Genomic DNA, 25,207 nt, shown 5'->3' with positions numbered 1-25,207 from the left:
AATCCTCCTATCTTTCGAACAAGTGTCAACCTATTTCAGGACGGGTCACCAAAAACAAAAAAGCCTCGCATTCGTGCGAGGCTTTTTTGCATGTCTTTTGCCTTCGTCAGGCAGGAGCCAAGATTTACTTGATCTTGGTTTCCTTGTACTCAACGTGCTTACGGACGACCGGATCAAATTTCTTGATCAGCATCTTTTCCGGCATGTTGCGTTTGTTCTTCGTGGTCGTGTAGAAGTGACCCGTGCCTGCGGTCGATTCCAACTTGATCTTGTCGCGTGCGCCTTTCGCCATGATTTACTCCTTAGGCTTCACCGCGTGCGCGCAGATCTGCGAGCACAGCGTCGATACCGTTCTTGTCGATCAGGCGCAGGCCGGCGTTCGAAATACGCAGACGCACCCAACGGTTTTCGCTTTCCACCCAAATGCGGCGGTTTTGCAGGTTCGGCAGGAACCGGCGCTTGGTTTTGTTGTTCGCGTGGGAAACGTTGTTGCCGCTCATCGGCGCTTTCCCAGTTACTTGGCATACGCGTGCCATGAGAGCACTCCTAATACGCTAATTCTGAGTTCGAACGCCGTGAAAGTTTCCCGGAAAGAACCGCGCTGAAATTCAGTCGCTTTTCCTTTCCGGAAGGCCTTGATGGCTTCGGAACAGGGGGTTGGAAATAGGCAAACCGGAATTCTAGCAGAAAAAAAGCCGCAAAATCAAACCTTATTTGCGATGCCGGATACGGCGCCGTGCTTTCATAGTCCTGGCTCAGGCCCTGTCACGGCCAGCCGGCGCGGGCGAACGAGTACGTGTGATCGGCGCCGATCACGAGGTGATCGATCAATTGCACGTCGATCAGTGCGAGGGCGTCGCGCAGCGTGTGCGTCAGCCGGCAGTCGCTCGCACTGGGCTGGACGGCGCCGGAGGGGTGATTATGCGCGACGATCAGGCTGGCTGCATTCAGGCTCAGCGCTCGCCGCACGATCTCGCGCGGATAGACCGCCATGCGCGTGAGCGTGCCCCGCGCGCTTTCCTCGCAACGGATCAGCCGGTGCCGCGCGTCGAGAAAGAGCGACACGAAGACCTCGTGCGGACGGCCGCCGATCAGCAGGCGCAGATAGTCCTGCACGGCCTCGGGCGAGTCCATTAGCGAGCGCCTGCGCATTCTGTCGATCAGCGAACGCCGCGCCATCTCCATGATGGCGAGCAGCTGCGCCTTCTTTGCCGGGCCGATGCCGCGCAGGCCGTCGAAGTCCGTGTGGCTCGCATCGAGCATCGCGCGCAGCGAGCCGAAGCGGTCGAGCAACGCGCGCGCGACGTCGAACACGTTGTGGTCCCGAAGGCCCGAGCCGAGCACCAGCACGATCATTTCGGTGTCGGACAGCACGCCGGGCCCTGCGTCGAACAGCCGCTCCCGCGGCATGTCGCTTTTGCGCCATTTGCCCCTTGCAGGCGGGCGAGGCGCGGCTGTACCTGCATCCGCGGCGGCCGCTGTGCAACGCGCTTCAGACAACGTTCCCGGCAACTCCGCTTGCCGTGCCGCGGCAGCCGGCGTCCCGGCCCCGGACATGGCCGGTTTGGGAGGCGTTTGATATATCGTGCAGGTGCAATCGTCCATATGCTGGTCCTCGCTGTTCGGATTGGCGGCGGGCGGTTCCCACGACTTCCGGCGACCCGCGACAGACCCAAGCCGCCGCCCGCTAGGTGGCTTACAATAAGCGTTTTGCGCACGGCACCCCGACGGTTTGCCACACGCGTCGACTGCCCCCGCGGCGCACGCGTGCAGCGCGCTTCGACTGAGCGAGCACTGCATGAGCATCATCGACATTTCCGAAGTGAAACCCGGTTCACATGTGACGCTTCACTACCGGCTTTCCCTTGCCGATGGCGCCGAAGTCATCAATACGTTTACCGACAAGCCGGCTACGCTTCTGCTTGGGGCCGGCCAACTCGCGCCGCCGCTGGAAGATATTCTGCTGGGATTGAAGGTCGGCCACCATTCGACCTTTCAGCTAGCGCCGGGTCAGGCGTTCGGCCCGCGCAATCCGGAACTGATCCAGCGTGTGTCGCTGGCTACGCTGCGTGAGAACAGCATGATCGGGGAGGATTTTTCCCCGGGCGATCTGATCGAATTCAACGCGCCGGGCGGCGGCCGCTACGCCGGCGTCCTGAAGGAAGTCGGCGAAACGTCGGCCCTGTTCGATTTCAATCACCCGCTTGCCGGCCAGGCGCTGGCGTTTGAAGTGAAAATCATCGGGATTCTGTAAACATGAGCATCACGGATACGACTCTTGCCGAAACCGAGATCCTGCTGGCGCAGCCGCGTGGATTCTGTGCCGGCGTCGACCGGGCCATCGAAATCGTCGAGCGCGCCATCAAGCTGCACGGCTCGCCGATCTACGTGCGCCACGAAATCGTCCACAACGCTTACGTCGTCGAGGATCTGCGCAAAAAGGGCGCAATCTTCATCGAGCAGCTTGAAGAAGTGCCGGCCGGCAATACGGTCATTTTCAGCGCTCACGGCGTGTCGAAAGCGGTGCGCGCCGAGGCGGAATCGCGTGGCCTGCGGGTGTACGATGCCACCTGTCCGCTCGTCACCAAAGTGCACATCGAAGTCGCGAAGATGCGCCAGGACGGCTTCGACATCGTCATGATCGGCCACAAGGGGCACCCCGAAGTGGAGGGTACGATGGGCCAGGCCGGCGAGGGCATGCATCTCGTGGAAGACATCGAGGATGTGCAGGCGTTGACGCTCGCCGATCCCGAGCGGATTGCGTTCGTCACGCAAACTACCTTGTCGGTCGATGATGCGGCCGAGATCATCGGCGCCTTGAAGGCGAAATACCCGGCGATCCGCGAGCCGAAGAAACAGGACATCTGCTACGCCACGCAGAACCGCCAGGACGCGGTGAAGTTCATGGCGCCGCAATGCGACGTCGTGATCGTGGTCGGCAGCCCGAATAGTTCGAATTCGAACCGCTTGCGCGAGTTGGCCGAAAAGCTCGGCGTGCCCTCCTATATGGTGGACTCACCGGACCAGATCGATCCGGTCTGGGTCGAAGGCAAACGCCGGATCGGCGTGACGGCGGGCGCCTCGGCGCCCGAGGCGCTGGCGCAGGCGGTCATCGGCCGGTTGCGGGAGCTCGGCGTGCGCAACGTGCGTGCGCTCGACGGCATCGAGGAAAACATCGCGTTTCCGCTGCCGCGCGGACTAGGCTTGCCTGCCTGACAGTCCGCCGACACATGTGAAAGAAAAGCGCGCCCAGGGGCGCGCTTTTTTTACGTCCGCGACATGGCGCTTCCGCTAAAAATAAAGTGCCAGATCACGCAAAAGTGGCGATTCCGATTCCACCGCACAGAAATTATTTTGAATTGCGATTGCGTTCTTATTGAATTTTTCTTCGATGCGTCCCCATTTTTAGCAGTCAAAACGATCACGCCGATTTTTGGCGCACTAAAATAGTGCGCATGCGCCGATATCAATGGAAACGTAATACTTAACGCGAACCGCGATGAAATCAGGCATCGCGCTGGATAGCCGCAACACTTGATGCGATTGGGTGCGAGGGTGGTGCAACTGATGCGCGAAAATAGTCGCAACCGGGTTGCGCCTTTTGACCGATTTCGTTCTCAAAATAAGGTTGCAATGCAGGAAAACCCCACCGGTTCAACAATATTGCGCGTCGCATAATTGGAGTTACAATGCGCGCGTTCTCAAGGCCTCCGGGTCCCGAACAACGGATTTTGCAAGGCGCAGGAGACCTACTTAATGCGAGTCAAATTTGCTTACGCCGTGTCCATCGCGACCGCGGTTGCGATGTTGACCGCGTGCGGCAAGAAGCAGGAAAGCGAAGCGGGCGCGGGTGCATCGGCTGCCGTGGCGGCAGCAGCGTCGGCGAGCGAAGTGACTGTCGTGAAAATTGGTCATGCGGCCCCATTAACGGGCGGCATCGCGCATCTTGGCAAGGACAATGAAAACGGCGCGCGTCTGGCGGTCGAGGAAATCAACACGCAGGGCTTGACCATCGACGGTCACAAGATCCAGCTGCAGCTCGACGCGCAAGACGACGCGGCGGATCCGAAAACGGGAACGGCGGTCGCTGAAAAATTTGTCGACGATCATGTCGTCGCTGTGGTCGGGCACCTGAATTCGGGTGTCTCGATTCCGGCCTCGAAGATCTACAGCGACGCCGGCATCGTGCAGATTTCGCCGTCGTCGACGAATCCGGGCTATACGCAGCAAGGCTTCAAGACAACTTATCGGGTGGTCGCGACCGACGCCCAGCAGGGCCCGGCGCTGGCCAACTACGCAACGAAGGTGCTTGGCGCGAAACGCATCGCGATCGTCGACGATTCGACCGTGTACGGCAAGGGATTGGCCGACGAGTTCGCGAAGACGGTACAGGCGAACGGGGCGAAGATCGTCACGCGTGAAGCGACGAATGACAGGGCTACGGAGTTTCAAGCCGTCCTTGGAAAGATCAAGCGTGTTCAGCCGGACGTGATCATGTTCGGCGGCATGGACGCGACGGGCGGGCCGTTTACGAAGCAGGCGGCGGCGCTCGGTATCAGGGCAAAAATCCTTGGCGGCGACGGCGTGTGCACCGACAAGGTAGGGGAGCTGGCGGGTACCGCCGTGCAGAACCTGGTCTGTTCGGAGGCGGGACCCGCGCTTTCGAAGATGGACAAGGGAGCGGACTTCGAAAAGAAATACGGAGACCGTTTCCACACGCCGGTGCAGATCTACGCGCCGTTCACGTATGACGCTGTATACGTGATTGTCGATGCAATGAAGCGCGCCAACTCGATCGAGGCGCCCAAGGTGCTGGCTGCGATGCCGTCCACCGATTACAACGGGGTAATCGGCCACATCGCATTCGACGACAAGGGTGATTTGAAAGAAGGCGCCATTACGCTTTACGACTTCAAGGACGGCAAGAAAGCGGTTCTCGACGTCGTGAAGATGTGATGACGGGACGTTACGCCTGACGGCACCGAAACCACCCAACGGTGCCGTTTTTGCATCCGCCATCGGTTCGTCCCCGACTGCATCCCAGTCGTAAGACGAATCGGGCAGCGGATAACCCTTACCGGTCTTTTACATCAGTACCCGCAGTGCTGTTGAGATTGCGTAACGCATCACCGCCCACCGGCTGATGAAGAGCGCGAATCCAGCCGCACGGGCTAAGGAGCATTAAATGGATATCTTCATCCAGCAGATCCTAAACGGACTGGTGCTTGGCAGCGTTTATGCCATCATCGCACTGGGCTATACGATGGTTTACGGCATTCTGGGCATCATCAACTTCGCGCACGGCGATGTGTTGATGGTGGGCGCGATGGTTGCGCTCTCCGCCATAGGCGTGCTGCAGAACCACTTCCCCGGCCTCGGCAATGTGCCGACGCTCGTCATCGCGTTGATCATCGCGGCGGTTATCTGCTCGCTGGTCGGCTACACGATCGAGCGCGTGGCCTACCGGCCGTTGCGTAAAGCACCGCGTCTCGCCCCGCTGATCACCGCGATCGGGGTGTCGATCCTGCTGCAAACCCTCGCGATGATGATCTGGTCGCGCAATCCGCTGCCGTTCCCGCAGCTGTTGCCCACTGATCCGATCAACGTGATCAAGGCCACCGACACAACGCCGGGCGCCGTGATCTCGATGACCGAAATCGTGATCATCGTGGTGGCGTTCCTCGTGATGGGCGGTCTGCTGCTGCTCGTGCACAAGACCAGGCTTGGCCGCGCGATGCGGGCGATCGCTGAGAATCCGAATGTCGCGAGCCTGATGGGCGTGAATCCGAACTTCGTGATCTCGGCGACCTTCATGATCGGCTCGGCGCTCGCAGCGCTGGCAGGCGTGATGATTGCGTCGGAATACGGCAATGCCCACTTCTATATGGGCTTCATCCCCGGCATGAAGGCCTTTACCGCTGCGGTGCTCGGCGGGATCGGCAACCTCGGCGGGGCGATGGTGGGCGGGGTGATCCTCGGTCTCATCGAGCAGCTGGGCGCCGGCTATATCGGCAACCTCACGGGCGGGGTATTCGGCAGTAACTACCAGGACGTGTTCGCGTTCATCGTGCTGATCATCGTGCTGGTGTTCCGTCCGTCGGGCCTGTTGGGCGAACGTGTTGCGGATCGAGCGTAAGGAGTAAAGAGAGATGACCTCAATTCAACCGATCGAGCCGTCCACGACGCTCATTCCCGAAAAGAACCTGACGAAGACGTTGACTGTCGGCATCATCACCACGATCTTCGTGATCGCGGCGCCGATGATCATCGGCGCGGCCGGCGGCAACTACTGGGTGCGCGTGCTGGACTTCGCGATGCTGTATGTGATGCTCGCGCTGGGCCTCAATGTGGTGGTCGGCTTTGCCGGTCTGCTGGATTTGGGCTACATCGCGTTCTATGCGGTGGGCGCCTATACAGCGGCATTGCTGACCTCGCCGCACCTGTCGACGCAGTTCGAATGGATCGCGCATCTCGCGCCGGCCGGGTTGCATACGCCGATCTGGCTCGTCGTGCCTATCGCGATGGGACTGGCTGCGACGTTCGGGATCCTGCTCGGTGCACCGACGCTGCGTCTGCGCGGGGACTACCTCGCCATCGTGACGCTGGGTTTCGGGGAAATAGTCCGGATCTTCATTAACAACCTCGACCGTCCGGTGAACATCACGAACGGCCCGAAGGGGGTCACCGGCATTGCACCGGTGTCGGTAGGCGGCTTCAACCTCGCGCAGACCCACACGTTCTTCGGGTTCTCGTTCCCGTCGGTGTACATGTACTACTACCTGTTCGTGCTGTGTTCGCTGCTGGTGATCTGGACCTGTACGCGTCTGCAGCATTCGCGTATCGGTCGCGCATGGGCCGCGATCCGCGAAGACGAAATCGCAGCGAAGGCGATGGGCATCAACACCCGCAACGTGAAGCTGCTCGCGTTCGCGATGGGCGCGTCGTTCGGCGGCCTGTCGGGCGCGATGTTTGGTTCGTTCCAGGGCTTTGTGTCGCCGGAATCGTTCACGTTCTGGGAATCGATCGTCGTGCTGGCCTGCGTGGTGCTGGGCGGCATGGGCCATATTCCGGGCGTGATTCTCGGTGCGGTGCTGCTTGCCGTGTTCCCCGAATTCCTGCGCTCGACGATGGGTCCGGTGCAAAACGCGGTCTTCGGCCATGAAATCGTCGATACGGAAGTGATCCGTCAGTTGCTGTACGGTCTCGCCATGGTTCTCATCATGCTGTACCGCTCGGAAGGCCTGTGGCCCTCGCCGAAGCACGAGGACAAGATTGCGAAACTGGCGAAACGCGCCAGCAAGAAGCCGGTGCGTGCCTGAGGCCTGTGCAGGTCGACAGCTATGCATGGGACCAGAGTAAGTGCTTTGCATGGGACCGGAGTAACACGCTAAAGCGTGAACTCCGGTCGACAGCTAAAGCGCTAACTCTGGCCGACACAGGAGAAACGATATGAGCGCTAATGTGAGTGATAAACAAATCCGACTGTCAGTGAAGGGCGTGAACAAGCGCTTTGGCGGCCTGCAGGCCTTGGCCGATGTCGGCCTCGAAATCCAGGAAGGCCAGATCTACGGCCTGATCGGCCCGAACGGCGCAGGCAAGACCACGTTCTTCAACGTGATCACGGGGTTGTACACGCCGGACTCCGGCGAATTCAAGCTGGACGGCACGAACTACACGCCGACCGCGGTGTACCAGGTGGCAAAGGCGGGGATTGCCCGTACGTTCCAGAACATCCGCCTGTTCGGCGGCATGACCGCGCTGGAAAACGTGATGGTCGGCCGTCACGTGCGCACCAAGCACGGCCTGATCGGCGCGGTGTTCCAGACGCCGGCCGAGCGTCAGGAAGAACGCGAAATCAAGGAGCGCGCGCTGGAATTGCTCGAGTATGTGGGCGTGCTGCAATACGCGGACTACACGTCGCGCAACCTGTCGTATGGTCACCAGCGCCGTCTGGAGATCGCACGCGCACTGGCAACGGATCCGAAGCTGCTGGCGCTGGACGAACCGGCGGCCGGCATGAACGCGACGGAGAAGGTCGAGCTGACCAAGCTGCTCGACAAGATCCGCAGTGACGGCCGCACGATCCTGCTGATCGAGCACGACGTGAAACTGGTAATGGGCCTGTGCAATCAGATGACAGTGCTCGACTACGGCAAGGTGATCGCCCAGGGGCTGCCGCACGACGTGCAGAGGGACCCGAAGGTGATCGAGGCTTATCTCGGCGCGGGGGTCCACTGATGGCTACGGCAATGTTGAAAATCAAGGGCCTGCAGGTCAATTACGGCGGCATCCAGGCAGTCAAGGGTATCGATCTCGAAGTCGCGCAGGGCGAACTGGTGACGCTGATCGGTGCGAACGGCGCAGGCAAGACCACGACGATGAAGGCGATCACGGGTCTCAAGCCGTACTCGGCAGGCGACATCGAGTACATGGGCCAGTCGATCAAAGGTATGCCCGCGCACGAACTGCTCAAGCGCGGTCTGGCGATGGTGCCGGAAGGCCGCGGTATTTTCGCGCGCATGTCGATCGTCGAGAACATGCAGATGGGTGCTTATCTGCGCAACGATACGGACGCCATCAAGGCGGACGTCGATCGTATGTTCGGCTTCTTCCCGCGTCTGAAGGAACGTGCGACGCAGTACGCGGGCACGCTCTCGGGCGGCGAGCAGCAGATGCTGGCGATGGCGCGCGCGATCATCAGCAAGCCGAAGCTGTTGCTGCTCGACGAACCGTCGATGGGTCTGTCGCCGATCATGGTCGAGAAGATCTTCGAAGTGGTGCGCGCGATCTCGGCCGAAGGCATGACCGTGCTGCTGGTCGAGCAAAATGCGCGTCTCGCGTTGCAGGCGGCGAACCGCGGCTACGTGATGGACTCGGGTCTGGTCACGATGTCCGGCGACGCGAAGCAGATGCTGGACGATCCGAAGGTGCGGGCAGCGTATCTGGGTGAATGAGCGGGTGAATAACTTGGGTGAGTGAGCCAGCTGACGTAAGTTTGCTGTGCCGATGAAAAAGGCCGCATGCGTATTCATTCGCATGCGGCCTTTTTCTCATTCGAGCGTGTCCAGCGCTCAAGCCGCCGACGCAGCCACTTCACCCAGGCGCTTGCCGAGACTGATCACTTCGTCGGTGCGATAACCGAGCGCTTCATAAAACGCGCGCACATCGGCCTTCGCGGACAGTACCTGCAGATTCAGCTTAGGGCATCCGCGTTCGGTCAGCGTTTTTTCGACATGCGCGACGAGACGCGTGCCGATGCCATGCCGACGCAACGAAGCATCCACCGCAAGCGAATACAACCATCCCCGGTGCCCATCGTAGCCGCCCATCACGGTGCCCACGATGCGCTCGCCGAGCACGGCGACAAAGAACAGTTCCGGTTGCGTCGCCAGCTTGTTGGCGATCGACAGATGCGGATTGCGCTGCGGCTTCGTCGCGTCCCGGTACTCGGGGAATGCCTCTTGCCACAGCGCGACCACGGCATCGGTGTCGCCCGCGTCGAAGCGGCGGATCGAGAGCGTTGCGGCCGTCGTCATGCGTGCGCTCCGAGCGGTTACAGCGTGTCGAGAATCGAACGCAGCATCGCCATCATCTGGTCGATTTCCTCCTTCGTGACGTTCAGCGCCGGCATGAAGCGCAGCAGGTTCGGACGAGCCGCGTTCAGGAGCAGGCCGTCGGGCTGCATGAGACGCGCTTTTTCGACGATCTGGTTGCCGATGTCCTTGCCGAGCAGCAATGCCCGCAGCAGACCTTCGCCGCGTTCGCCCTTGAAGCCGCGTTCTTCCGACAGCTCCAGCAGTTTCGTGCGCAGATACTCGCCACGCGCGCGCACGCCTTCGAGGAAACCCGGTGCCGTCAGTTGCGAGATCACCGAATAGCCGACCGCGGTCATCAGCGGATTGCCGTTGTAGGTGCCGCCCTGATCGCCCGCTTCGAACACGGCGACCTCGGCCTTGGCCAGCAGTGCCGCGAGCGGCACGCCGCCGCCGATGCCCTTGCCGAGCGTCATGATGTCCGGCTCGATGCCCGACAGTTCGTACGCGAACAAGGTGCCTGCACGGCCACAACCGCTTTGCACTTCGTCGACGATCAACAGCAGGTTGTGCTGTCTGGTCAGCGCGCGCAGTTGCTGCATGAATTCGCGCGTGGCCGGAATCACGCCGCCTTCGCCTTGAATCGGCTCGAGCATCACCGCGACGGTGTTCGCGTTGATGAGCTTTTCCACCGATGCGATGTCGTTCAGATCCGCCTTCGGGAAGCCCGGCACTTGCGGTGCGTAGATGGTGTCCCAGCCCGGCTTGCCGCTTGCCGACATGGTCGCGAGCGTGCGGCCGTGGAAGCTGTGATCGAACGTGATGATTTCGAACGCGCCATCCTTGAATTTCTTGCCCCACTTGCGCGCGAGCTTGATCGCGCCTTCATTCGCTTCGGCGCCGCTGTTGGCGAAGAACACCTTGTCGAAGCAGCTGTGCTGCGTGAGCAAACCGGCGAGCTGCGCCATCGGGGCGTTGTAGAACGCGGGCGACGGATTGAGCAGCAGTTGCGCCTGCTTGTTCAGCGCTTCGATCATGCCGTCGTTGCAGTGGCCGAGGCTATTGACCGCCCAGCCCTGGATGAAGTCCAGATATCGCTTGCCGTTATTGTCATAGAGCCACGAACCCTTGCCGTGCGTGAAAACGATTTCGGGCCGGTTTGTGATGTACATCAGCGACTCGATCGGATACTCATTGAAATTCATGACGGCAGGCTCCAGACGACGGGGTGAAGGGTGAATGAAGGTTTGGCCAAAGTGAAACAAGGGCCGAAAAACAAAAAAGCCACGGCATGCCGTGGCTTTCATGATTCGAACAGCTTGCGCCTTTGTGTGGCGCGAATCCGTGACGAAGCCGGCGGCGTCCCTAGGGGAGCGGCGAGCGGCGACGTCGGAGTTCGGATTGGATGCGGTTCATGCGCGAAAGAATACGACATCGCGTGCGATGGTGTAAACCATGAATTTGCACGGATTCGCGACAGGGCGGATTTTTGCGCATCCGCCTTATCGCTGACATGTTGCTCAGGAACGGCTCGATCGCAGGGTCATGAGATCGGGCCGCGCGGCCCTCAAACCGCGTTCGCCAGATCCGCCGCGCTGGTAAACGAATCCGCATAGAACTCGTCTTCCGGCAGGCCATGATGCTGCGTGAAATCGCGTTGGGCCGATTCGACCATGACCGGGGCGCCGCATGCATAGACCTGGTACGCGGACAGATCGGGCAGATCCTCGATCACCGCGCGATGGACGAAACCGACGCGGCCCGTCCACGCATCGTTCGCGTCCGGCTCCGACAGCACCGGCACGAACTTGAAGTTCGGAATCTCCTTTGCCCATTGATCGGCCAGTTCGAGCAGATACAGATCCTTCTTGCGGCGCGCGCCCCAGTAGAGCGTCATCGGCCGCGCGAGGTTCTTGAACACCGCATGCTCGACGATCGCCTTCAGCGGCGCGAAGCCGGTGCCCGAGGCCAGCAGCACGATCGGCTTGTCCGACTCTTCGCGCAGGAAGAACGTGCCGAGCGGAGCTTCGAAGCGCAGGATGTCGCGCTCTTTCAGCGTGTTGAACACGTGATCCGTGAAGGCGCCGCCGGGCATGTGGCGAATGTGCAGTTCGATCGGACCTTCCGCGTGCGGCGCATTCGCCATCGAATAGCTGCGGCGCTTGCCGTCCTTCAGAATGAATTCGAGGTACTGTCCGGCCAGATATTGCAGACGTTCGTTGGCCGGCAGTTGCAGCTTGAGCACCACGACGTCGTCGGCCTTGCGCTCGATTGCGTTGACGCGGCACGGCAGCTTCTTGACCTGCACGTCGCCGACACCGGCTACTTCGCGGATATCCACTTCGAGATCGGAGCAAGCCGTTGCGCAGCAGAAGAGCGCCATGCCGCGCGTCTTCTCGTCGTTCGACAATGCCGACGACGAATGCTGACGCTGCTCGATCTCGCCGCTGACCACCGTGCCTTTGCAAGAACCGCAGGCGCCGTTCTTGCAGCCGTACGGCAGGCCGATGCCCTGGCGCAAGGCGGCGCTGAGCACCGGTTCGTCCTGTTCTACCTGAAACTGCCGGCCGCTTTGCCGGAGAGTGACGTTAAATGCCATAGAGTGTTCGAAATCGAAAAGTCGGTAATCGTTGTCGGACCCGCGTCGTAGGACCCGCGTCGTCGGACCCGCGGCGCCAACTGCGCGGTACCTGCTGCGCTTGACGGCTACAATGCGTCCACCATGAAAGCGACACGAAAATTCCGCCGGCCGCGCGTGTTGATTGTCGGATGCGGCGATGTCGGCATGCGCTGCGTGCCCCTCTTTGAACCGCACGCGCATGTCTTCGCGCTGACCAGCCACGCCGGGCGCCGCGCCGAATTGCGCGCCGCGGGCGTGAGCCCGCTGGTCGGCGACCTCGACGCGCGCCGCAGCCTGAAGCGGCTCGCGGGTCTCGCGCCGACCGTGCTGCATCTCGCGCCGCCGCAAAAGACCGGTGACGACGACCGCCGCACCCGTGCCTTACTCGCGACGCTGAGCGCTCGTGGCCCTCGTGTCTTACGTGCCGCGCGTGGCACCGTCATGCCGGTAGCACGGCAGCGCCGCGTTCGTGCTGCGTGGATGGAATCTGAAGCAGCCAATATTGTACCCGACGGGGTGCGGCGAGCCGCCGGTTTGCGCACGCCCGTGCGGCTGGTTTATGCGAGCACGACGGGCGTCTACGGCGATTGCGGCGGTGCATGGATCGACGAAACGCGCGCGCTGCAAGCTACCAATCCGCGTGCGAAGCGCCGCGTCTCGGCCGAGCGGCAACTGCGGCGCGCGACGGCCCGGGGCGCGATCGCGGCAAGCATTGCGCGGATTCCGGGCATTTATGCCGGCAACCGCCTGCCGCTTGCGCGACTCGACAAACGCACGCCGGCTTTGATCGATGCCGAAGATGTCTACACCAACCACATCCATGCCGACGATCTCGCCGCGATTCTGGTGCGCATGTCCACGCACGGCCGGCCGGCGCGCGTGATCCACGCGTCCGACGACACGTCGCTGAAAATGGGCGAGTACTTCGACGTGGTGGCCGATGCGTTCGGCCTCGAGCGTGCGCCGCGCATCACGCGCGCGGCGGCTGGGCAGCAGATCGAGCCGACTTTGCTGTCCTTCATGCGAGAGTCGAGGCGGCTGGTGAACCGGCGTCTCAAAGAAGAACTGCGCGTGCGGCTGCGTTATCCGAGCGTTGAACATTTTCTGCGGGAAGTTCGCGGCGGAACCGGCACGGGAAGCGTCGGCGAAGCGAAAGGGCGCGATTGAACTCCACGAACGGTTCGATCGAATGGGTTTTGCGGCGAGCAAAAAAGCCGCCGCACCGGGCATTACCCGGCGAAACGCTCGCGCCGGGCCGGCCATTGGCCGGCTGCGTGTGGCCCCGCCGCCTTACGTGAGCGCCGGCAGTGCTTCCAGCAGCAGGAAGCACAGCATCGCGCCGATCAAGGCGCCGATAAGATTCGGATGATATCTGTGCCGCAACCGCATTGCGACCAGCAGTCCGCCAATCAGGACGAGCCCGAGGCACGTGAAAGCAATCATCGCGTACGAGATCTCGACGGTGTCGTGGATGATCATGACGCCCCTCCTTGAACTCTTTGTAGTCGTTGTTTAATCGAGTATAGAAGGGGTTGTAAGGAAGAGCATGCTGCGACGCAGCGCACGATAGGGCTCTCAGCAGACGCTATGTGGGGAGGCGAACATTTTTTTCGCGGCCGTTCAAGGCTTTGAGCGCGCGGTACCTGCGTTGTACCTGCGCTGTACCTGTTTACCCGCTCCGTAAAGATCCGAGGTCGGCTTCGTCGAGCCATTGCCACGCGCCTTCTGCAAGTGCGGCAGGCAATGCAAGCCCGCCGATCTGCGCGCGATGCAGTGCTTCGCAGCGGTTGCCCGCCGCGGCGATCATCCGCTTGACCTGGTGATATTTGCCTTCCATCACGGTGAGTTCCAGCGCGTGGTCACCGCGGGCCCGTGCGTTTACGGCTGCGATCGGTTTGGGTTCGCCGTGCAGCAGGACGCCGTCGCGCAAGGCACTCAGTTGCGTGTCGTCGACCGGATGGCGGGTGGTCGCCACGTACACCTTCGGCACTTTGCGTTTGGGCGACGTGAACGCATGCACGAATTTGCCGTCGTCGGAGAGCAGCAGCAGGCCGGTGGTGTCCTGATCGAGCCTGCCCACGCACTGCACGCCGCGCGCGGCGAACTGCGGCGGCAGCAGGCTGAATACGCTCAGATGATGCTGCGGCTCGCGCGAGCATTCGTAGCCGGCCGGCTTGTTCAGCAGCAGGTAGGCATGCTCGCGATACGGCCAGACGACGCCGTCGACGCTGAACTGGAACGCGCCGTCAGCGGTGGCGAGATCGGCGTCCGGGTCGGTATGGGCATGGCCGCCGATTGTCACGCGGCCGTCGGCGATCAGCGCTCGGCATTGGCGGCGCGAGCCGAAACCTTGAGTAAAGAGAATGCTTTCGAGATTCATGGCGAGCGAAGAATAACACCGCAAGAAGCGGAGCGCCGCGCAGCGTCACGGCGTCGGCTGCGCCCCGGTGAAAACCCTCGAAAATGAAAATGAATTTTTTTCGGCGAGGTTTTCATGTAAATATAATTTCATCCAACTTGTATAAAACCGCTGCGGCGCGCGCTCTCGAATGATTCACCACTCATCCGCTGCATCCAATCCCGCCGAGCAGGCGATCGCTGCGCGCATCACCGCGGCGATGCCGGTTTTGACGCCGATCCATCGGCGCATGGGCGATTACGTGCTGGCCAATCTGTTTCGCGCCGCCACCATGCGGATCGACGAACTGGCCAGCGTGGTGGGCGCGTCGGTGGCAACGGCGAACCGTTTCGCACGCGCGCTCGGCTTCGACGGTTATCCGCAGTTTCGCGAGGCGCTGGTGCGGGGTTTCGAGGCGACGCTCGCCCCCATCGAAAGGCTTCGCACTGCACAGGAGTCGCTTGCGGCCGGCGAGAATCTACTCGACGCGCTGCTCGAACAGGCTGCCGCCAATCTGCAAACCATCCGCACCTCGATCGACAGCGCCGTCGCCGAGGCCGCGGTCGAAGCGATCATCGCCGCACGCCGCGTGTTCGTGCTGGGCTACGGCTCCAGCGCGTTTCTCGCCGGTCTGATGGAGCACGGTCTGATGCCGTATCACGACAATGTGCAGTCGCTCGCGCTGATCGGCGGACCCTCGCATGCGGCGCGGCGCCTGTTCGCATCGGACGAAGGCGATCTGGTGATCGGCATCGCGTTTCCCCGTTACGTCGAAGACACCGTCGAACTCGCGCGGCGTGCCGCCGACCGCGGCGCACGCGTGCTCGCGCTGACCGACAGCCCGCGCTCGCCGCTCGCGCAATTCGCCGATATCGCGCTCTATATCCGGGCCGAACGGCGGCTGGCGGCCAATGCCGATTCCGCCGTGCTGGCCGTCATCGAGGCGCTCTGCGACGCGGTCGCTTACCGGGCGAAACGCTCGGTGAAGGCGGCCGCCGGCGTCAGCGAATTCGTGTTGCCCTGGCTCACCGATCCGCAAGCCGCGCCGTCGGACACGGTGGACTCGCCCACGCGCGCTTCTACCCGGACTACCCGCACCACCAGAGCGAACAACGCAAACAACGCGAACCGATCGAACAAAGCGAAACGATGAACTCCAACTCAGTCATTGCCATTCACGGTGGCGCGGGCACCATCCTGCGGGCGTCGATGCCGGCCGGCGCCGAAGCCGAATACCACGCTGCATTGCATGCCGTGCTGAGCGCCGGTCAGCGCGTGCTCGCCGATGGCGGCAGCGCACTCGACGCCGTCAGCGAAGCCGTGCGTCTGCTCGAAGACTGTCCGCTCTTCAATGCGGGCCATGGCGCGGTGTACACCGCGGCGGGCACGCATGAACTCGACGCGGCCATCATGGACGGCAGCACGCTCGAAGCCGGCGCGATCTGCTGCGTGAAGCGCGTGCGCAATCCGGTGCTGGTGGCGCGCCGCGTGCTCGAACGCAGCGAACATGTGCTGTTCTCCGGTGAAGGCGCGGAAGCATTCGCCGCTGCGCAAGGTCTCGAGTTCGTCGAGCCGGAGTATTTCCATACCGAAGCGCGTCATCGGCAATGGCTGCTCGCACGCGATCAGCCACGCGCGATGCTCGATCACGACGGCGCGGCGCTCGCTGCCGGTCATGGAGATCCCATGCAATACGAACCGATCGATCCGAATCGCAAGTTCGGCACTGTCGGCGCGGTCGCGCTCGATCTGCATGGGCACCTGGCGGCTGCGACGTCGACGGGCGGCGTCACCAACAAACAGGTCGGCCGGGTCGGCGATACGCCGTTGATCGGCGCGGGCTGCTATGCGGACGACGCAACCTGTGCGGTCTCGACCACGGGCTCCGGCGAGATGTTCATGCGCATGGTCGCCGCCTACGACGTCGCCGCGCAGATGGCGTACCGCAACGTGTCGCTCGAAGAAGCGGCGCACGACGTAGTGATGAACCGTTTGCCGAAGATCGACGGCCGCGGCGGTCTGGTCGCCGTCGATGCGCGCGGCAACCTTGCGCTGCCGTTCAACACAGAAGGTATGTATCGCGGTTTTGCCCGGCTCGGCGAGACGCCGGTGACGGCGATTTATCGCTAAGGCCGGTTGGCTGAGGCGCCGCTTGCGCTTTTCCGCCTGAGCCACCGCCTGAGCCAATGCTTGAGCCACCGCTTGATCCACCGCTTGAGCCCTGTTTGCCGCGTTCGAATTCAAAGGACTCCATCGTGCCGACTCCATCGCACTGCGCCCGCCCGCTCATCGAAGCCTTGCCGCCGCAACGCGTGCTCGCGGTCGACGATCTGTCGGTCGCGTTTCGCAGCGGCGAGACCACCTTCAACGCGGTGCGCAATCTGTCGCTGACCGTCGAGCGCGGCGAGACGCTGGCGATCGTCGGCGAATCGGGTTCGGGTAAATCGGTGACGTCGCTCGCCTTGATGCGGCTCATCGAGCATGGCGGCGGGCGCCTTGCCGGCGGCAGTATCGCGTTCCGGCGCCGCGACGGCAGTGTGCTCGATCTGGCGAAAGCGTCGTCCGGCACGATGCGTTCGATACGCGGCGCCGATATCGCGATGATTTTCCAGGAGCCGATGACCTCGCTCAATCCGGTCTTCACGGTCGGCGACCAGATCGGTGAAGCGATCGCCCTGCATCAGGGCAAGAGCCGTTCCGCCGCAAAGGCGGAAACGCTGCGTCTGCTCGAACTCGTGCGCATTCCCGAAGCGCGCCGCGTGGCCGCGCGCTATCCGCACCAGTTGTCGGGCGGCATGCGGCAGCGCGTGATGATCGCGATGGCCCTGTCGTGCAAGCCCGCATTGCTGATTGCCGACGAACCCACCACCGCGCTCGACGTGACGATTCAGGCGCAGATCCTGCAACTGATTCGCGGCTTGCAGGACGAGATGAACATGGGCGTGATCTTTATCACGCACGACATGGGCGTGGTGGCCGAAGTGGCCGATCGCGTGCTGGTGATGTATCGCGGCGAGAAAGTGGAAGAGGGCGCGTCGGACGCGCTGTTCGCCGCGCCGTCGCATCCGTATACGAAAGCGCTGCTTGCAGCCGTGCCGCGCCTGGGCGCAATGGAGGGCACCGATCAGCCCGCCAGGTTCCCGATTCTGACGCTCGAACAGGCAGCCTTGACCGGTACCGATGACGCCGTTCGTTCTGCTGCCGCCGTCGCCGAAGAGACTCAGCCGCTGATTCGCGACAACGCGCCGCCGATTCTGCGCGTGCGCGATCTGATCACGCGCTTTCCAGTCAGGAGCGGTTTGCTCGGCCGCGTGACAGGCCGCGTGCATGCGGTCGAAAAGGTCAGCTTCGATTTGCGTCCCGGCGAGACGCTGGCGCTGGTCGGCGAATCGGGTTGCGGCAAATCGACGACGGGCCGTTCATTGCTGCGCCTCGTCGAAAGCCAGAGCGGCTCGATCGAATTCGACGGCAAGGAAATCAGTTCTCTGACCGGCCCCGCGTTGCAGGCGCTGCGCCGGGATATCCAGTTCATCTTCCAGGACCCGTTCGCGTCGTTGAATCCGCGTTTGACGGTCGGCTTCTCGATCATGGAGCCCTTGCTCGTGCACGGTGTCGCACAAGGCGCGCAAGCTCAGGCGCGGGTCGCGTGGCTGCTCGAAAAGGTCGGCTTGCCGCCCGAGGCCGCGCGCCGTTATCCGCACGAATTCTCCGGCGGGCAACGGCAACGCATCGCGATCGCGCGAGCCCTCGCGTTGAATCCCAAAGTCGTGATCGCCGACGAATCCGTTTCCGCGCTGGACGTCTCCGTACAAGCGCAGATCGTCAATCTGATGCTCGATCTGCAACGCGAACTCGGCGTCGCCTATCTGTTCATTTCGCACGACATGGCGGTGGTCGAGCGCGTGAGTCATCGCGTCGCAGTGATGTATCTCGGCCAGATCGTCGAGATCGGTCCGCGCCGCGCGGTGTTCGAAGCACCGCAGCATCCGTACACGAAGAAGCTGATGGGCGCGGTGCCGGTGGCCGATCCGGCGCGCCGTCACGCGAGGCGGATGCTCGCCGCCGATGAGATTCCGAGCCCGATTCGCGCGCTCGACGACGAGCCGGTGGTCGCGCCTCTCATCGCTGTCGGACCGGACCATTTCGTCGCAGCGCATCGGGTCGGCGGCGCTTATTGAATTCCGCCTGTTAAACCGGCCTATCCAACCCCGCTTGCTGAAGCCGACTTTCTATTCGCATCACACAACCCAGTTTCATTTCGCAGCCTGGAGCCAACCTCATGAACCTGCTGGTCCCGTCTTCTCCTTTTCGTGTGCGCGCGCTGGTCAGCGGCGGCGCAGTAGTGTTCGCGATGCTCGCGGGCAATGTGGCGCATGCCGAGACGACTGCCGTGATGGCGGTGGCCTCGACCTTCACGTCACTCGATCCGTACGACGCCAACGATACGCTGTCGCAAGCGGTCAGCAAGTCGTTCTATCAAGGCCTGTTCGGTTTCGACAAGGACATGAAGCTGGTCAACGTGCTGGCCGACAGCTATGAGGCGAGCCCGGATGCCAGGGTCTACACGATCAAGCTGCGCCAGGGCGTGAAGTTCCAGGACGGCACCGATTTCAACGCCGCGGCGGTGAAGGCCAACTTCGACCGCGTCACCGATCCGGCGAACAAGCTCAAGCGCTACAACATGTTCAGCCGCATCGAGAAGACCGAAGTGGTCGATCCGTACACGGTGAAGATCACGCTGAAGGCGCCGTTTTCGGCGTTCGTCAACGTGCTGGCGCATCCGTCGGCGGTGATGATTTCGCCTGACGCGCTGAAGAAGTACGGCAAGGACATCGCATTCCATCCGGTCGGCACCGGTGCGTTCGAGCTGGTGAAATGGGACCCGGCAGGCGACCTGACGGTCAAGAAGTTTGCCGGCTACTGGAAGAAGGGTTATCCGAAGGTCGACGCAATCGACTGGAAACCGGTGGTCGACAACAACACGCGCGCCGCGTTGATGCGTACCGGCGAAGCGGACTTCGCGTTCCAGGTGCCGTTCGAACAGGCCGCGCAATTGCAGTCGAGCCCGAAGGTCGATCTGATCGCGTCGCCCTCGATCATCCAGCGCTATATCAGCCTGAACATGAATCAGAAGCCGTTCGACAACCCGAAGGTGCGCGAAGCGCTGAACTACGCGATCAACAAGGACGCGCTCACGAAGGTCGTGTTCGCCGGTTATGCGACGCCGGCTGACGGCGTGGTGCCGCAAGGCGTCGAATACGCGACGAAGCTCGGTCCCTGGCCGTACGACCCGGCGAAGGCGCGTGAGCTGCTGAAGGAAGCGGGCTATCCGAACGGTTTCGAAACGACGTTGTGGTCGGCCTATAACTACTCGACCGCGCAGAAGGTGATTCAGTTCGTGCAGCAGCAACTGGCACAGGTCGGCATCAAGGCGCAGGTCGAAGCGCTCGAAGCGGGCCAGCGCGTCGCCAAGGTCGAAAGCGCGCAGGACGCGGCCACCGCGCCGGTGCGGATGTACTACGCGGGCTGGTCGTCGTCGACGGGCGAGGCGGATTGGGCGATCACGCCGCTGCTCGCGTCGGTGTCGTTCCCGCCGAAGATGGTCAATACCGCGTACTACAGGAACGACACGGTCGATAGCGATCTGAAGCAGGCGCTCGAAACCACCGACCGCGCGCAGAAGGCCACCCTCTACACGGATGCGCAAAAGCGCATCTGGGCCGACGCGCCGTGGATTTTCCTTGTGAAGGAGAAGGTCGTGTACGCGCGCAGCAAGCGTTTGTCGGGTGCTTACGTAGCGCCGGACGGTTCGTTCAATTTCGACGACATCGCGATCAGGTGATGAGCTGACCGTTCGGCCCGGCGTGTTCTGCATGAATGCGCCAGCCGGACGGTCCTGTACTGCGCCAGAAGATCCATCGTCGCCCGCTTCATTGCCGGATTGGGATTCATGCTGAACTTCCTCGTCAAACGTCTCTTTGGCCTGCTGCCGACGCTCTTTATCGTCGCCGTGCTGGTGTTCCTGTTCGTGCATCTGCTGCCGGGCGATCCGGCGCGCCTCGCCGCCGGCCCCGAGGCCGACGAAGCGACCGTCGCGCTGGTGCGCGCCGACCTTGGCCTCGACAGGCCGATGCCGCAGCAATTCGCCCGCTTCTTCGTGAAGATCGCGCACGGCGACTTCGGCATCTCTACGCGCAGCAAGCGGCCGGTCAGCCAGGAAATCGGCGAGCGCTTCATGCCGACGCTGCTGCTCACACTGGCCAGCATGGTGTGGGCGGTCGTGCTCGGCATGGGCATCGGCATTGTCTCCGCTGTGTGGCGCAATCGCTGGCCGGACCGGCTCGGCATGACGATCGCGGTGTCGGGCATATCGTTTCCGGCCTTCGCGCTCGGCATGCTGCTGATGGAGATTTTTTCGGTGAAGCTCGGCTGGTTGCCGATCGTCGGCGACGGGTCATGGCAGAGCTACGTGCTGCCGTCGCTCACGCTCGGCGCGGCCGTGGCCGCGGTGATGGCGCGATTCACGCGCGCCTCGTTCGTCGAAGTGATGAACGAAGACTTTGTACGCACCGCGCGCGCCAAAGGTGTGCCCGAGCACCTCGTGATCGTCAAACACTGCCTGCGCAACGCGATGATTCCCGTCGTCACGATGATGGGGCTGCAATTCGGCTTTCTGCTCGGCGGCTCGATCATGGTCGAGGTGGTGTTCAACTGGCCCGGTCTCGGACGCCTGCTGGTGGCCGCGGTGTCGATGCGTGACTATCCGGTGATTCAGGCCGAAGTGCTGTTGTTCTCGCTCGAATTCATCATCATCAATCTGGTCGTGGACGTGCTGTACGCCGTCATCAACCCGACCATCCGTTTCAAGTGAGGGCCGCATGAGCACGACAGCCACCGAAGCGAATGCGGCGCGAGCCGCCCAGGCAGAACGTGCGATCCGCACGCCGTGGAGCGAGTTCTGGCGCAAATTCCGCAAGCAGCACGTGGCGCTTGCCGCCGGCGTTTTCGTGCTGCTGTTGATCGCGGCTGCGATCGTTGCGCCGCACATCGTGCCGTACGATCCGGAAAACTTCTTCGACTACGACGCGTTGAACGCGGGGCCGTCAGCCGCGCACTGGTTCGGCGTCGATTCGCTGGGCCGCGACATTTTCAGCCGCATTCTGGTGGGCTCGCGTATTTCGCTCGAGGCAGGCTTTCTGTCGGTGGCGATCGGCGCGATGATCGGCACCTTCTTCGGTCTGCTGGCCGGGTACTACGAAGGCTGGTGGGACCGCATCACGATGCGCGTCGCCGACGTGCTGTTCGCATTCCCCGGCATTCTGCTCGCGATCGGCGTGGTGGCGATTCTCGGCAACGGCATGATCAACGTGATCTGCGCGGTGGCGATTTTCAGCATTCCCGCGTTTGCGCGTCTCGTGCGCGGCAATACGCTGATGCTCAAGCAACTGACCTATATCGAAGCGGCGCGCAGCATCGGCGCATCGGACTGGACGATCATCGTGCGGCATATTCTGCCGGGGACGATTTCATCGGTGGTGGTGTACTTCACGATGCGCATCGGCACCTCGATCATCACGGCAGCGAGCCTGTCGTTTCTCGGACTCGGCGCGCAACCGCCGACGCCCGAGTGGGGCGCGATGCTCAACGAAGCACGCGCCGATATGGTCACCGCGCCGCATATCGCGCTGTTTCCGAGTCTCGCGATTTTCCTCACCGTGCTGGCGTTCAACCTGCTCGGCGACGGATTGCGCGATGCGCTCGATCCGAAACTCGACCGGCCATGAGTATCGGCAACGCTGAAAACGCGCCGCATATCGGCGTATTGCCGCGCGGTCTGCTCGGCACGATCGCCGATGTGCATGGCGTGACGGTCGGTCATTGCACGCTGGACGAAGGTCCTGTGCAAACCGGCGTCACGGTGATCCGTCCACACCGCGGCGATCCGTTTCGCGACAAGGTGCCGGCGGCTGTGTCGGTGATCAACGGCTTTGGAAAAAGCATCGGGCTCGTGCAGGTCGAAGAGCTCGGCGTGCTGGAAACGCCGATTGCTTTGACCAATACCTTTGGCGTCGCGGCGCTCGCGCAGGCGCAGATTCGCGCGGCGATCAAAGTGAATCCGCGGATCGGACGCGAGTGGTCGACGGTGAATCCGTTGGTGTTCGAATGCAACGACGGATACCTGAACGATATCCAGGCGCTGGCGGTGGGCGAACCGCATTACAACGCGGCTTGTGCTGCCGCGAGCGCAGACGTGGCCGGCGGTTCGGTCGGCGCGGGGCGCGGCATGTCGTGCTTCGATCTGAAGGGCGGGATCGGCAATGCGTCGCGCGTGGCCGATATATCGGGGCGCTCCTATTCGGTCGGCGCATTGGTGCTGGCGAACTTCGGCCGTTTGCCGATGCTGACGATCGACGGCGTGCCGCTCGGCCGCGTGCTGGCCGAGCGGGTGTCCCAAGCCGCCGCCACGGCTGGCAAACCCGAGCAAGGCTCGATCATCATGATCGTCGCCACCGACGCGCCGCTCGACTCGCGCCAGCTCAAGCGTCTGTCATTGCGCGCGGCGGCGGGCCTCGCACGAACCGGCTCGGTGTACGGCCACGGCAGCGGCGATATCGCGCTGGCGTTTTCAACGGCTTATACCGTGCCGCACGATGCCGATATCGTCGCGCTGCCGCCGCTGCTCGCGCACGCGCGTCTCGATCCGTTATTCCGCGCCTGTTCGGACAGCGTCGAGCAGGCGATCGTCGATGCGTTGTGGAGCGCCACTTCGGTGACGGGCCGCGACGGCCATCGGCGTTTGTCGTTGCACGACACCGCTGCCGACCTCGCTCAACTTCTCAAGCAATCTCCCTGATGAAAGTTCTGATTTCCGCCGACATCGAAGGCGTAGCCGGTGTGTTCCATCCTGAGCAGACGCGTGCGGGCAACGCCGAATACGAAGCCGCGCGCCGCTGGATGACGCTCGAAGCCAATGCTGCGATCGAAGGCGCCTTCGCCGGCGGCGCGACGCACGTGTGGGTCAACGACTCGCACGGCGGCTTCCGCAATCTGCTGCCCGATCTGCTCGATGCGCGCGCTCAGCTGGTGCTCGGCAAGCCGCGCACGCTCGGCATGATGGCCGGGCTCGAATACGGCGCGGCGCTGGTGTTCATGATCGGCTATCACGCGATGTCGCAAACGCGCGGCATCCTCGCGCACACGATCAATAGCTTCGCGTACGCGCGGGTCTCGCTGAACGGCGTCGAAGTCGGTGAGGCGGGATTGTATGGCGCGCTGGCGCGAGAATATGGCGCACGTGTGGCGCTTTTGTCCGGCGACGATGTATTCGCCGAGGAAACGGCGCCGCGTTTTCCCGATGCGCGTTTTGTCGTCACCAAGAGCGCGACCGGGCACGCGAGCGGCGTCACCCAAACGCCGGCCGCCGCGCGTGATGCAATCGAATGCGCGGCGCGCGAAGTGGTGCAGCAGCACGTCAGTGCCGGCCATGCGCCGCAAGCCACGCGCGCCGAAGCGAAGCCCGTCGAATGTGAACTGCGCGTGCAAACCACCGCGCTCGCCGATCTGTTCTGTCAATGGCCGACGCTGACGCGCGTCGACGCCGTCACGCTGCGTTTCAATGCGCAATCGGCGGAACATGCGGTGCGTATGTTGAACTGCCTGTCGGCGATGTCGTTCATGTTGCGCTAAACGCTTAAGCGCCGCTATTGCTGGCGGCTGAGTTCTCTCGCCGCGTGATCGATCACGTCGGCGATCGCGCCTGCATGCGACACCGGCGCGAGATGACTCGATGCGACCGGCACGATCTTCGCGCGCATCCGGTCGGCCATGAATTTCTCGACTTCGGGCGACACGGCGCGATCCTTCGTGGTCAGCACGTACCAGGCGGGCTTTTCTTTCCATGCGACCTGGCTGACGGTCTCGTTGAACGCCTTCGCGGAGATCGGCTGTTGCGCGGCGGAGAGCACGCGCGTGAGGTTTTCGGGGACGTCGGCCGCGAAGTCGGCGTGATACTTGCCGCGGTCGAGCCAGAGGAAGCCGGTCGCGTCCGCGGTGATGCCCTGGCCCGCAGGCATGGGCGCTGCGCGTTTCATCAGATCCATGGTCGATTCGTGCAGGTCCGGCGCAATCGCCGCCACGTAGACGAGGCCCGCGACGTTCGGCGCGTTCGCGCCCGCTTCGGTGATCACGACACCGCCCCATGAGTGCCCCACCAGCATGGTCGGACCATTCTGCCGCGCGAGTACGCGGCGAGTGGCGGCGACATCGTCGGCGAGCGACGTGAGCGGGTTCTGCACCGAGCTCACGTGGTAGCCCTTCTGCTGCAGCTTCGCGACGACGCCATTCCAGCTCGACCCGTCGACGAAAGCGCCGTGAACCAGCACGACGTTGCGCACGGGGCCGGTCATCGGCGCCGCGGGTGGCGGGGGGGGCGTGGCGGCCGCCGCCGGGGCTGGAGCCGGCGCGGCGGGTACGGGTGCCGGGGCCGGCGCTTCGAGCTCCTGCGAGTCCATGGCCGGCGTGGCGGGCGGTTCGGCGGCGGGCTCGACAGCGGGCGCCGCGGTTTGCGCCAGGGCGCCGGTGCCAGCGAACCAGAGACACAAAGCAGCAGCGCAAATCAGACGTTTGGGCGACATGTTGAATCTCCGAAGGCTGAAA

Annotated in this window: 25 protein-coding genes; 16 read left to right on the top strand and 9 right to left on the bottom strand. The window is 62.8% G+C overall.

Features of this window, described 5'->3' with window-relative positions; all coding sequences use genetic code 11:
- Positions 1 to 124: 124 nt before the first annotated feature.
- The 3 genes from rpmG to radC form a co-directional block, all read right to left on the bottom strand.
- The gene (rpmG, locus tag DLM46_RS00855) at positions 125 to 292 is read right to left on the bottom strand and encodes a 50S ribosomal protein L33 (RefSeq protein ID WP_007180630.1); all 168 of its coding nucleotides are present in this window, start codon (positions 290 to 292) and stop codon (positions 125 to 127) included.
- 10 nt (positions 293 to 302) lie between these two features.
- Complete coding sequence (gene rpmB, locus DLM46_RS00850) at positions 303 to 536, bottom strand: 50S ribosomal protein L28 (RefSeq protein ID WP_027198616.1); 234 nt, start codon at positions 534 to 536, stop codon at positions 303 to 305.
- 229 nt (positions 537 to 765) lie between these two features.
- The gene (radC, locus tag DLM46_RS00845) at positions 766 to 1,605 is read right to left on the bottom strand and encodes a RadC family protein (protein ID WP_244305777.1); all 840 of its coding nucleotides are present in this window, start codon (positions 1,603 to 1,605) and stop codon (positions 766 to 768) included.
- 193 nt (positions 1,606 to 1,798) lie between these two features.
- Here radC and DLM46_RS00840 point away from each other — a divergent pair, with 193 nt between their 5' ends.
- The 7 genes from DLM46_RS00840 (at position 1,799) to DLM46_RS00810 (ending at position 8,954) form a co-directional block, all read left to right on the top strand.
- Positions 1,799 to 2,254 carry an FKBP-type peptidyl-prolyl cis-trans isomerase gene (locus DLM46_RS00840; RefSeq protein WP_115098827.1) on the top strand — a complete coding sequence of 152 codons (456 nt, stop codon included), beginning with the start codon at positions 1,799 to 1,801 and terminating at the stop codon, positions 2,252 to 2,254.
- A 2-nt stretch (positions 2,255 to 2,256) separates the two neighbouring features.
- Positions 2,257 to 3,216 (top strand): 4-hydroxy-3-methylbut-2-enyl diphosphate reductase, encoded by a 960-nt coding sequence (ispH, locus tag DLM46_RS00835; protein WP_115098826.1) that lies wholly within the window; start codon positions 2,257 to 2,259, stop codon positions 3,214 to 3,216.
- A 540-nt stretch (positions 3,217 to 3,756) separates the two neighbouring features.
- Positions 3,757 to 4,956, top strand: a complete 1,200-nt coding sequence (locus tag DLM46_RS00830) for a branched-chain amino acid ABC transporter substrate-binding protein (protein ID WP_115098825.1) — start codon at positions 3,757 to 3,759, stop codon at positions 4,954 to 4,956.
- A 229-nt stretch (positions 4,957 to 5,185) separates the two neighbouring features.
- The gene (locus DLM46_RS00825; protein ID WP_115098824.1) at positions 5,186 to 6,136 is read left to right on the top strand and encodes a branched-chain amino acid ABC transporter permease; all 951 of its coding nucleotides are present in this window, start codon (positions 5,186 to 5,188) and stop codon (positions 6,134 to 6,136) included.
- A 13-nt stretch (positions 6,137 to 6,149) separates the two neighbouring features.
- Complete coding sequence (locus DLM46_RS00820; RefSeq protein WP_115098823.1) at positions 6,150 to 7,319, top strand: ABC transporter permease subunit; 1,170 nt, start codon at positions 6,150 to 6,152, stop codon at positions 7,317 to 7,319.
- A gap of 142 nt (positions 7,320 to 7,461) precedes the next feature.
- Entirely contained in the window at positions 7,462 to 8,238 is a 777-nt protein-coding gene (locus DLM46_RS00815; protein WP_165847886.1) for an ABC transporter ATP-binding protein, read from the top strand.
- Positions 8,238 to 8,954: an ABC transporter ATP-binding protein gene (locus DLM46_RS00810; protein WP_115098821.1), complete on the top strand. Its 717-nt coding sequence runs from the start codon at positions 8,238 to 8,240 to the stop codon at positions 8,952 to 8,954. Before DLM46_RS00815 ends, DLM46_RS00810 begins: the two co-directional genes overlap by 1 nt.
- Positions 8,955 to 9,071: 117 nt before the next feature.
- Here the strand turns inward: DLM46_RS00810 and DLM46_RS00805 are convergent, their stop codons facing one another.
- The 3 genes from DLM46_RS00805 to DLM46_RS00795 all read right to left on the bottom strand — a co-directional run bounded on the left by DLM46_RS00805 (position 9,072) and on the right by DLM46_RS00795 (position 12,132).
- Positions 9,072 to 9,536 carry a GNAT family acetyltransferase gene (locus DLM46_RS00805; protein ID WP_115098820.1) on the bottom strand — a complete coding sequence of 155 codons (465 nt, stop codon included), beginning with the start codon at positions 9,534 to 9,536 and terminating at the stop codon, positions 9,072 to 9,074.
- A gap of 17 nt (positions 9,537 to 9,553) precedes the next feature.
- Entirely contained in the window at positions 9,554 to 10,738 is a 1,185-nt protein-coding gene (locus tag DLM46_RS00800) for an acetylornithine transaminase (protein ID WP_115098819.1), read from the bottom strand.
- A gap of 362 nt (positions 10,739 to 11,100) precedes the next feature.
- Positions 11,101 to 12,132 (bottom strand): CDP-6-deoxy-delta-3,4-glucoseen reductase, encoded by a 1,032-nt coding sequence (locus tag DLM46_RS00795; protein ID WP_115098818.1) that lies wholly within the window; start codon positions 12,130 to 12,132, stop codon positions 11,101 to 11,103.
- A gap of 123 nt (positions 12,133 to 12,255) precedes the next feature.
- On the opposite strand from DLM46_RS00795, the gene DLM46_RS00790 reads away from it, so the two are divergent.
- Positions 12,256 to 13,320, top strand: coding sequence for an NAD-dependent epimerase/dehydratase family protein (locus DLM46_RS00790; protein ID WP_115098817.1), 1,065 nt, complete (start codon positions 12,256 to 12,258; stop codon positions 13,318 to 13,320).
- A gap of 123 nt (positions 13,321 to 13,443) precedes the next feature.
- On the opposite strand, the gene DLM46_RS00785 is transcribed toward DLM46_RS00790, so the two are convergent.
- Both DLM46_RS00785 and DLM46_RS00780 read right to left on the bottom strand, forming a co-directional pair.
- The gene (locus DLM46_RS00785; protein WP_115098816.1) at positions 13,444 to 13,632 is read right to left on the bottom strand and encodes a hypothetical protein; all 189 of its coding nucleotides are present in this window, start codon (positions 13,630 to 13,632) and stop codon (positions 13,444 to 13,446) included.
- Between the two features lie 190 nt (positions 13,633 to 13,822).
- On the bottom strand, positions 13,823 to 14,533 hold the full coding sequence (locus DLM46_RS00780; RefSeq protein ID WP_115098815.1) for a pseudouridine synthase: 711 nt from the start codon (positions 14,531 to 14,533) through the stop codon (positions 13,823 to 13,825).
- Between the two features lie 169 nt (positions 14,534 to 14,702).
- Between DLM46_RS00780 and DLM46_RS00775 the strand changes: the two genes are divergently transcribed.
- The 8 genes from DLM46_RS00775 (at position 14,703) to DLM46_RS00740 (ending at position 24,238) form a co-directional block, all read left to right on the top strand.
- Entirely contained in the window at positions 14,703 to 15,704 is a 1,002-nt protein-coding gene (locus DLM46_RS00775; RefSeq protein ID WP_115098814.1) for a MurR/RpiR family transcriptional regulator, read from the top strand.
- The gene (locus DLM46_RS00770; protein ID WP_115098813.1) at positions 15,701 to 16,681 is read left to right on the top strand and encodes an isoaspartyl peptidase/L-asparaginase family protein; all 981 of its coding nucleotides are present in this window, start codon (positions 15,701 to 15,703) and stop codon (positions 16,679 to 16,681) included. The genes DLM46_RS00775 and DLM46_RS00770 overlap by 4 nt, the downstream gene beginning before the upstream one ends.
- Before the next feature lie 125 nt (positions 16,682 to 16,806).
- Positions 16,807 to 18,729 carry a dipeptide ABC transporter ATP-binding protein gene (locus DLM46_RS00765; RefSeq protein WP_115099241.1) on the top strand — a complete coding sequence of 641 codons (1,923 nt, stop codon included), beginning with the start codon at positions 16,807 to 16,809 and terminating at the stop codon, positions 18,727 to 18,729.
- A 101-nt stretch (positions 18,730 to 18,830) separates the two neighbouring features.
- The gene (gene gsiB / locus DLM46_RS00760) at positions 18,831 to 20,393 is read left to right on the top strand and encodes a glutathione ABC transporter substrate-binding protein GsiB (protein WP_115098812.1); all 1,563 of its coding nucleotides are present in this window, start codon (positions 18,831 to 18,833) and stop codon (positions 20,391 to 20,393) included.
- A 108-nt stretch (positions 20,394 to 20,501) separates the two neighbouring features.
- Positions 20,502 to 21,422 (top strand): glutathione ABC transporter permease GsiC, encoded by a 921-nt coding sequence (gene gsiC, locus DLM46_RS00755; RefSeq protein WP_115098811.1) that lies wholly within the window; start codon positions 20,502 to 20,504, stop codon positions 21,420 to 21,422.
- Between the two features lie 7 nt (positions 21,423 to 21,429).
- Entirely contained in the window at positions 21,430 to 22,335 is a 906-nt protein-coding gene (gsiD, locus tag DLM46_RS00750; protein ID WP_115098810.1) for a glutathione ABC transporter permease GsiD, read from the top strand.
- Positions 22,332 to 23,405, top strand: coding sequence for a DmpA family aminopeptidase (locus DLM46_RS00745; protein WP_115098809.1), 1,074 nt, complete (start codon positions 22,332 to 22,334; stop codon positions 23,403 to 23,405). Before gsiD ends, DLM46_RS00745 begins: the two co-directional genes overlap by 4 nt.
- Positions 23,405 to 24,238 carry a M55 family metallopeptidase gene (locus DLM46_RS00740; protein WP_115098808.1) on the top strand — a complete coding sequence of 278 codons (834 nt, stop codon included), beginning with the start codon at positions 23,405 to 23,407 and terminating at the stop codon, positions 24,236 to 24,238. Before DLM46_RS00745 ends, DLM46_RS00740 begins: the two co-directional genes overlap by 1 nt.
- Before the next feature lie 14 nt (positions 24,239 to 24,252).
- Here DLM46_RS00740 and DLM46_RS00735 read toward each other — a convergent pair whose 3' ends face one another.
- The gene (locus DLM46_RS00735) at positions 24,253 to 25,185 is read right to left on the bottom strand and encodes an alpha/beta fold hydrolase (protein WP_115098807.1); all 933 of its coding nucleotides are present in this window, start codon (positions 25,183 to 25,185) and stop codon (positions 24,253 to 24,255) included.
- Positions 25,186 to 25,207 lie beyond the last annotated feature (22 nt).

It is taken from the genome of Paraburkholderia lacunae, assembly GCF_003353175.1.
GTDB lineage: Bacteria > Pseudomonadota > Gammaproteobacteria > Burkholderiales > Burkholderiaceae > Paraburkholderia > Paraburkholderia lacunae.
This window is presented reverse-complemented; position numbering and strand designations above follow the sequence as displayed.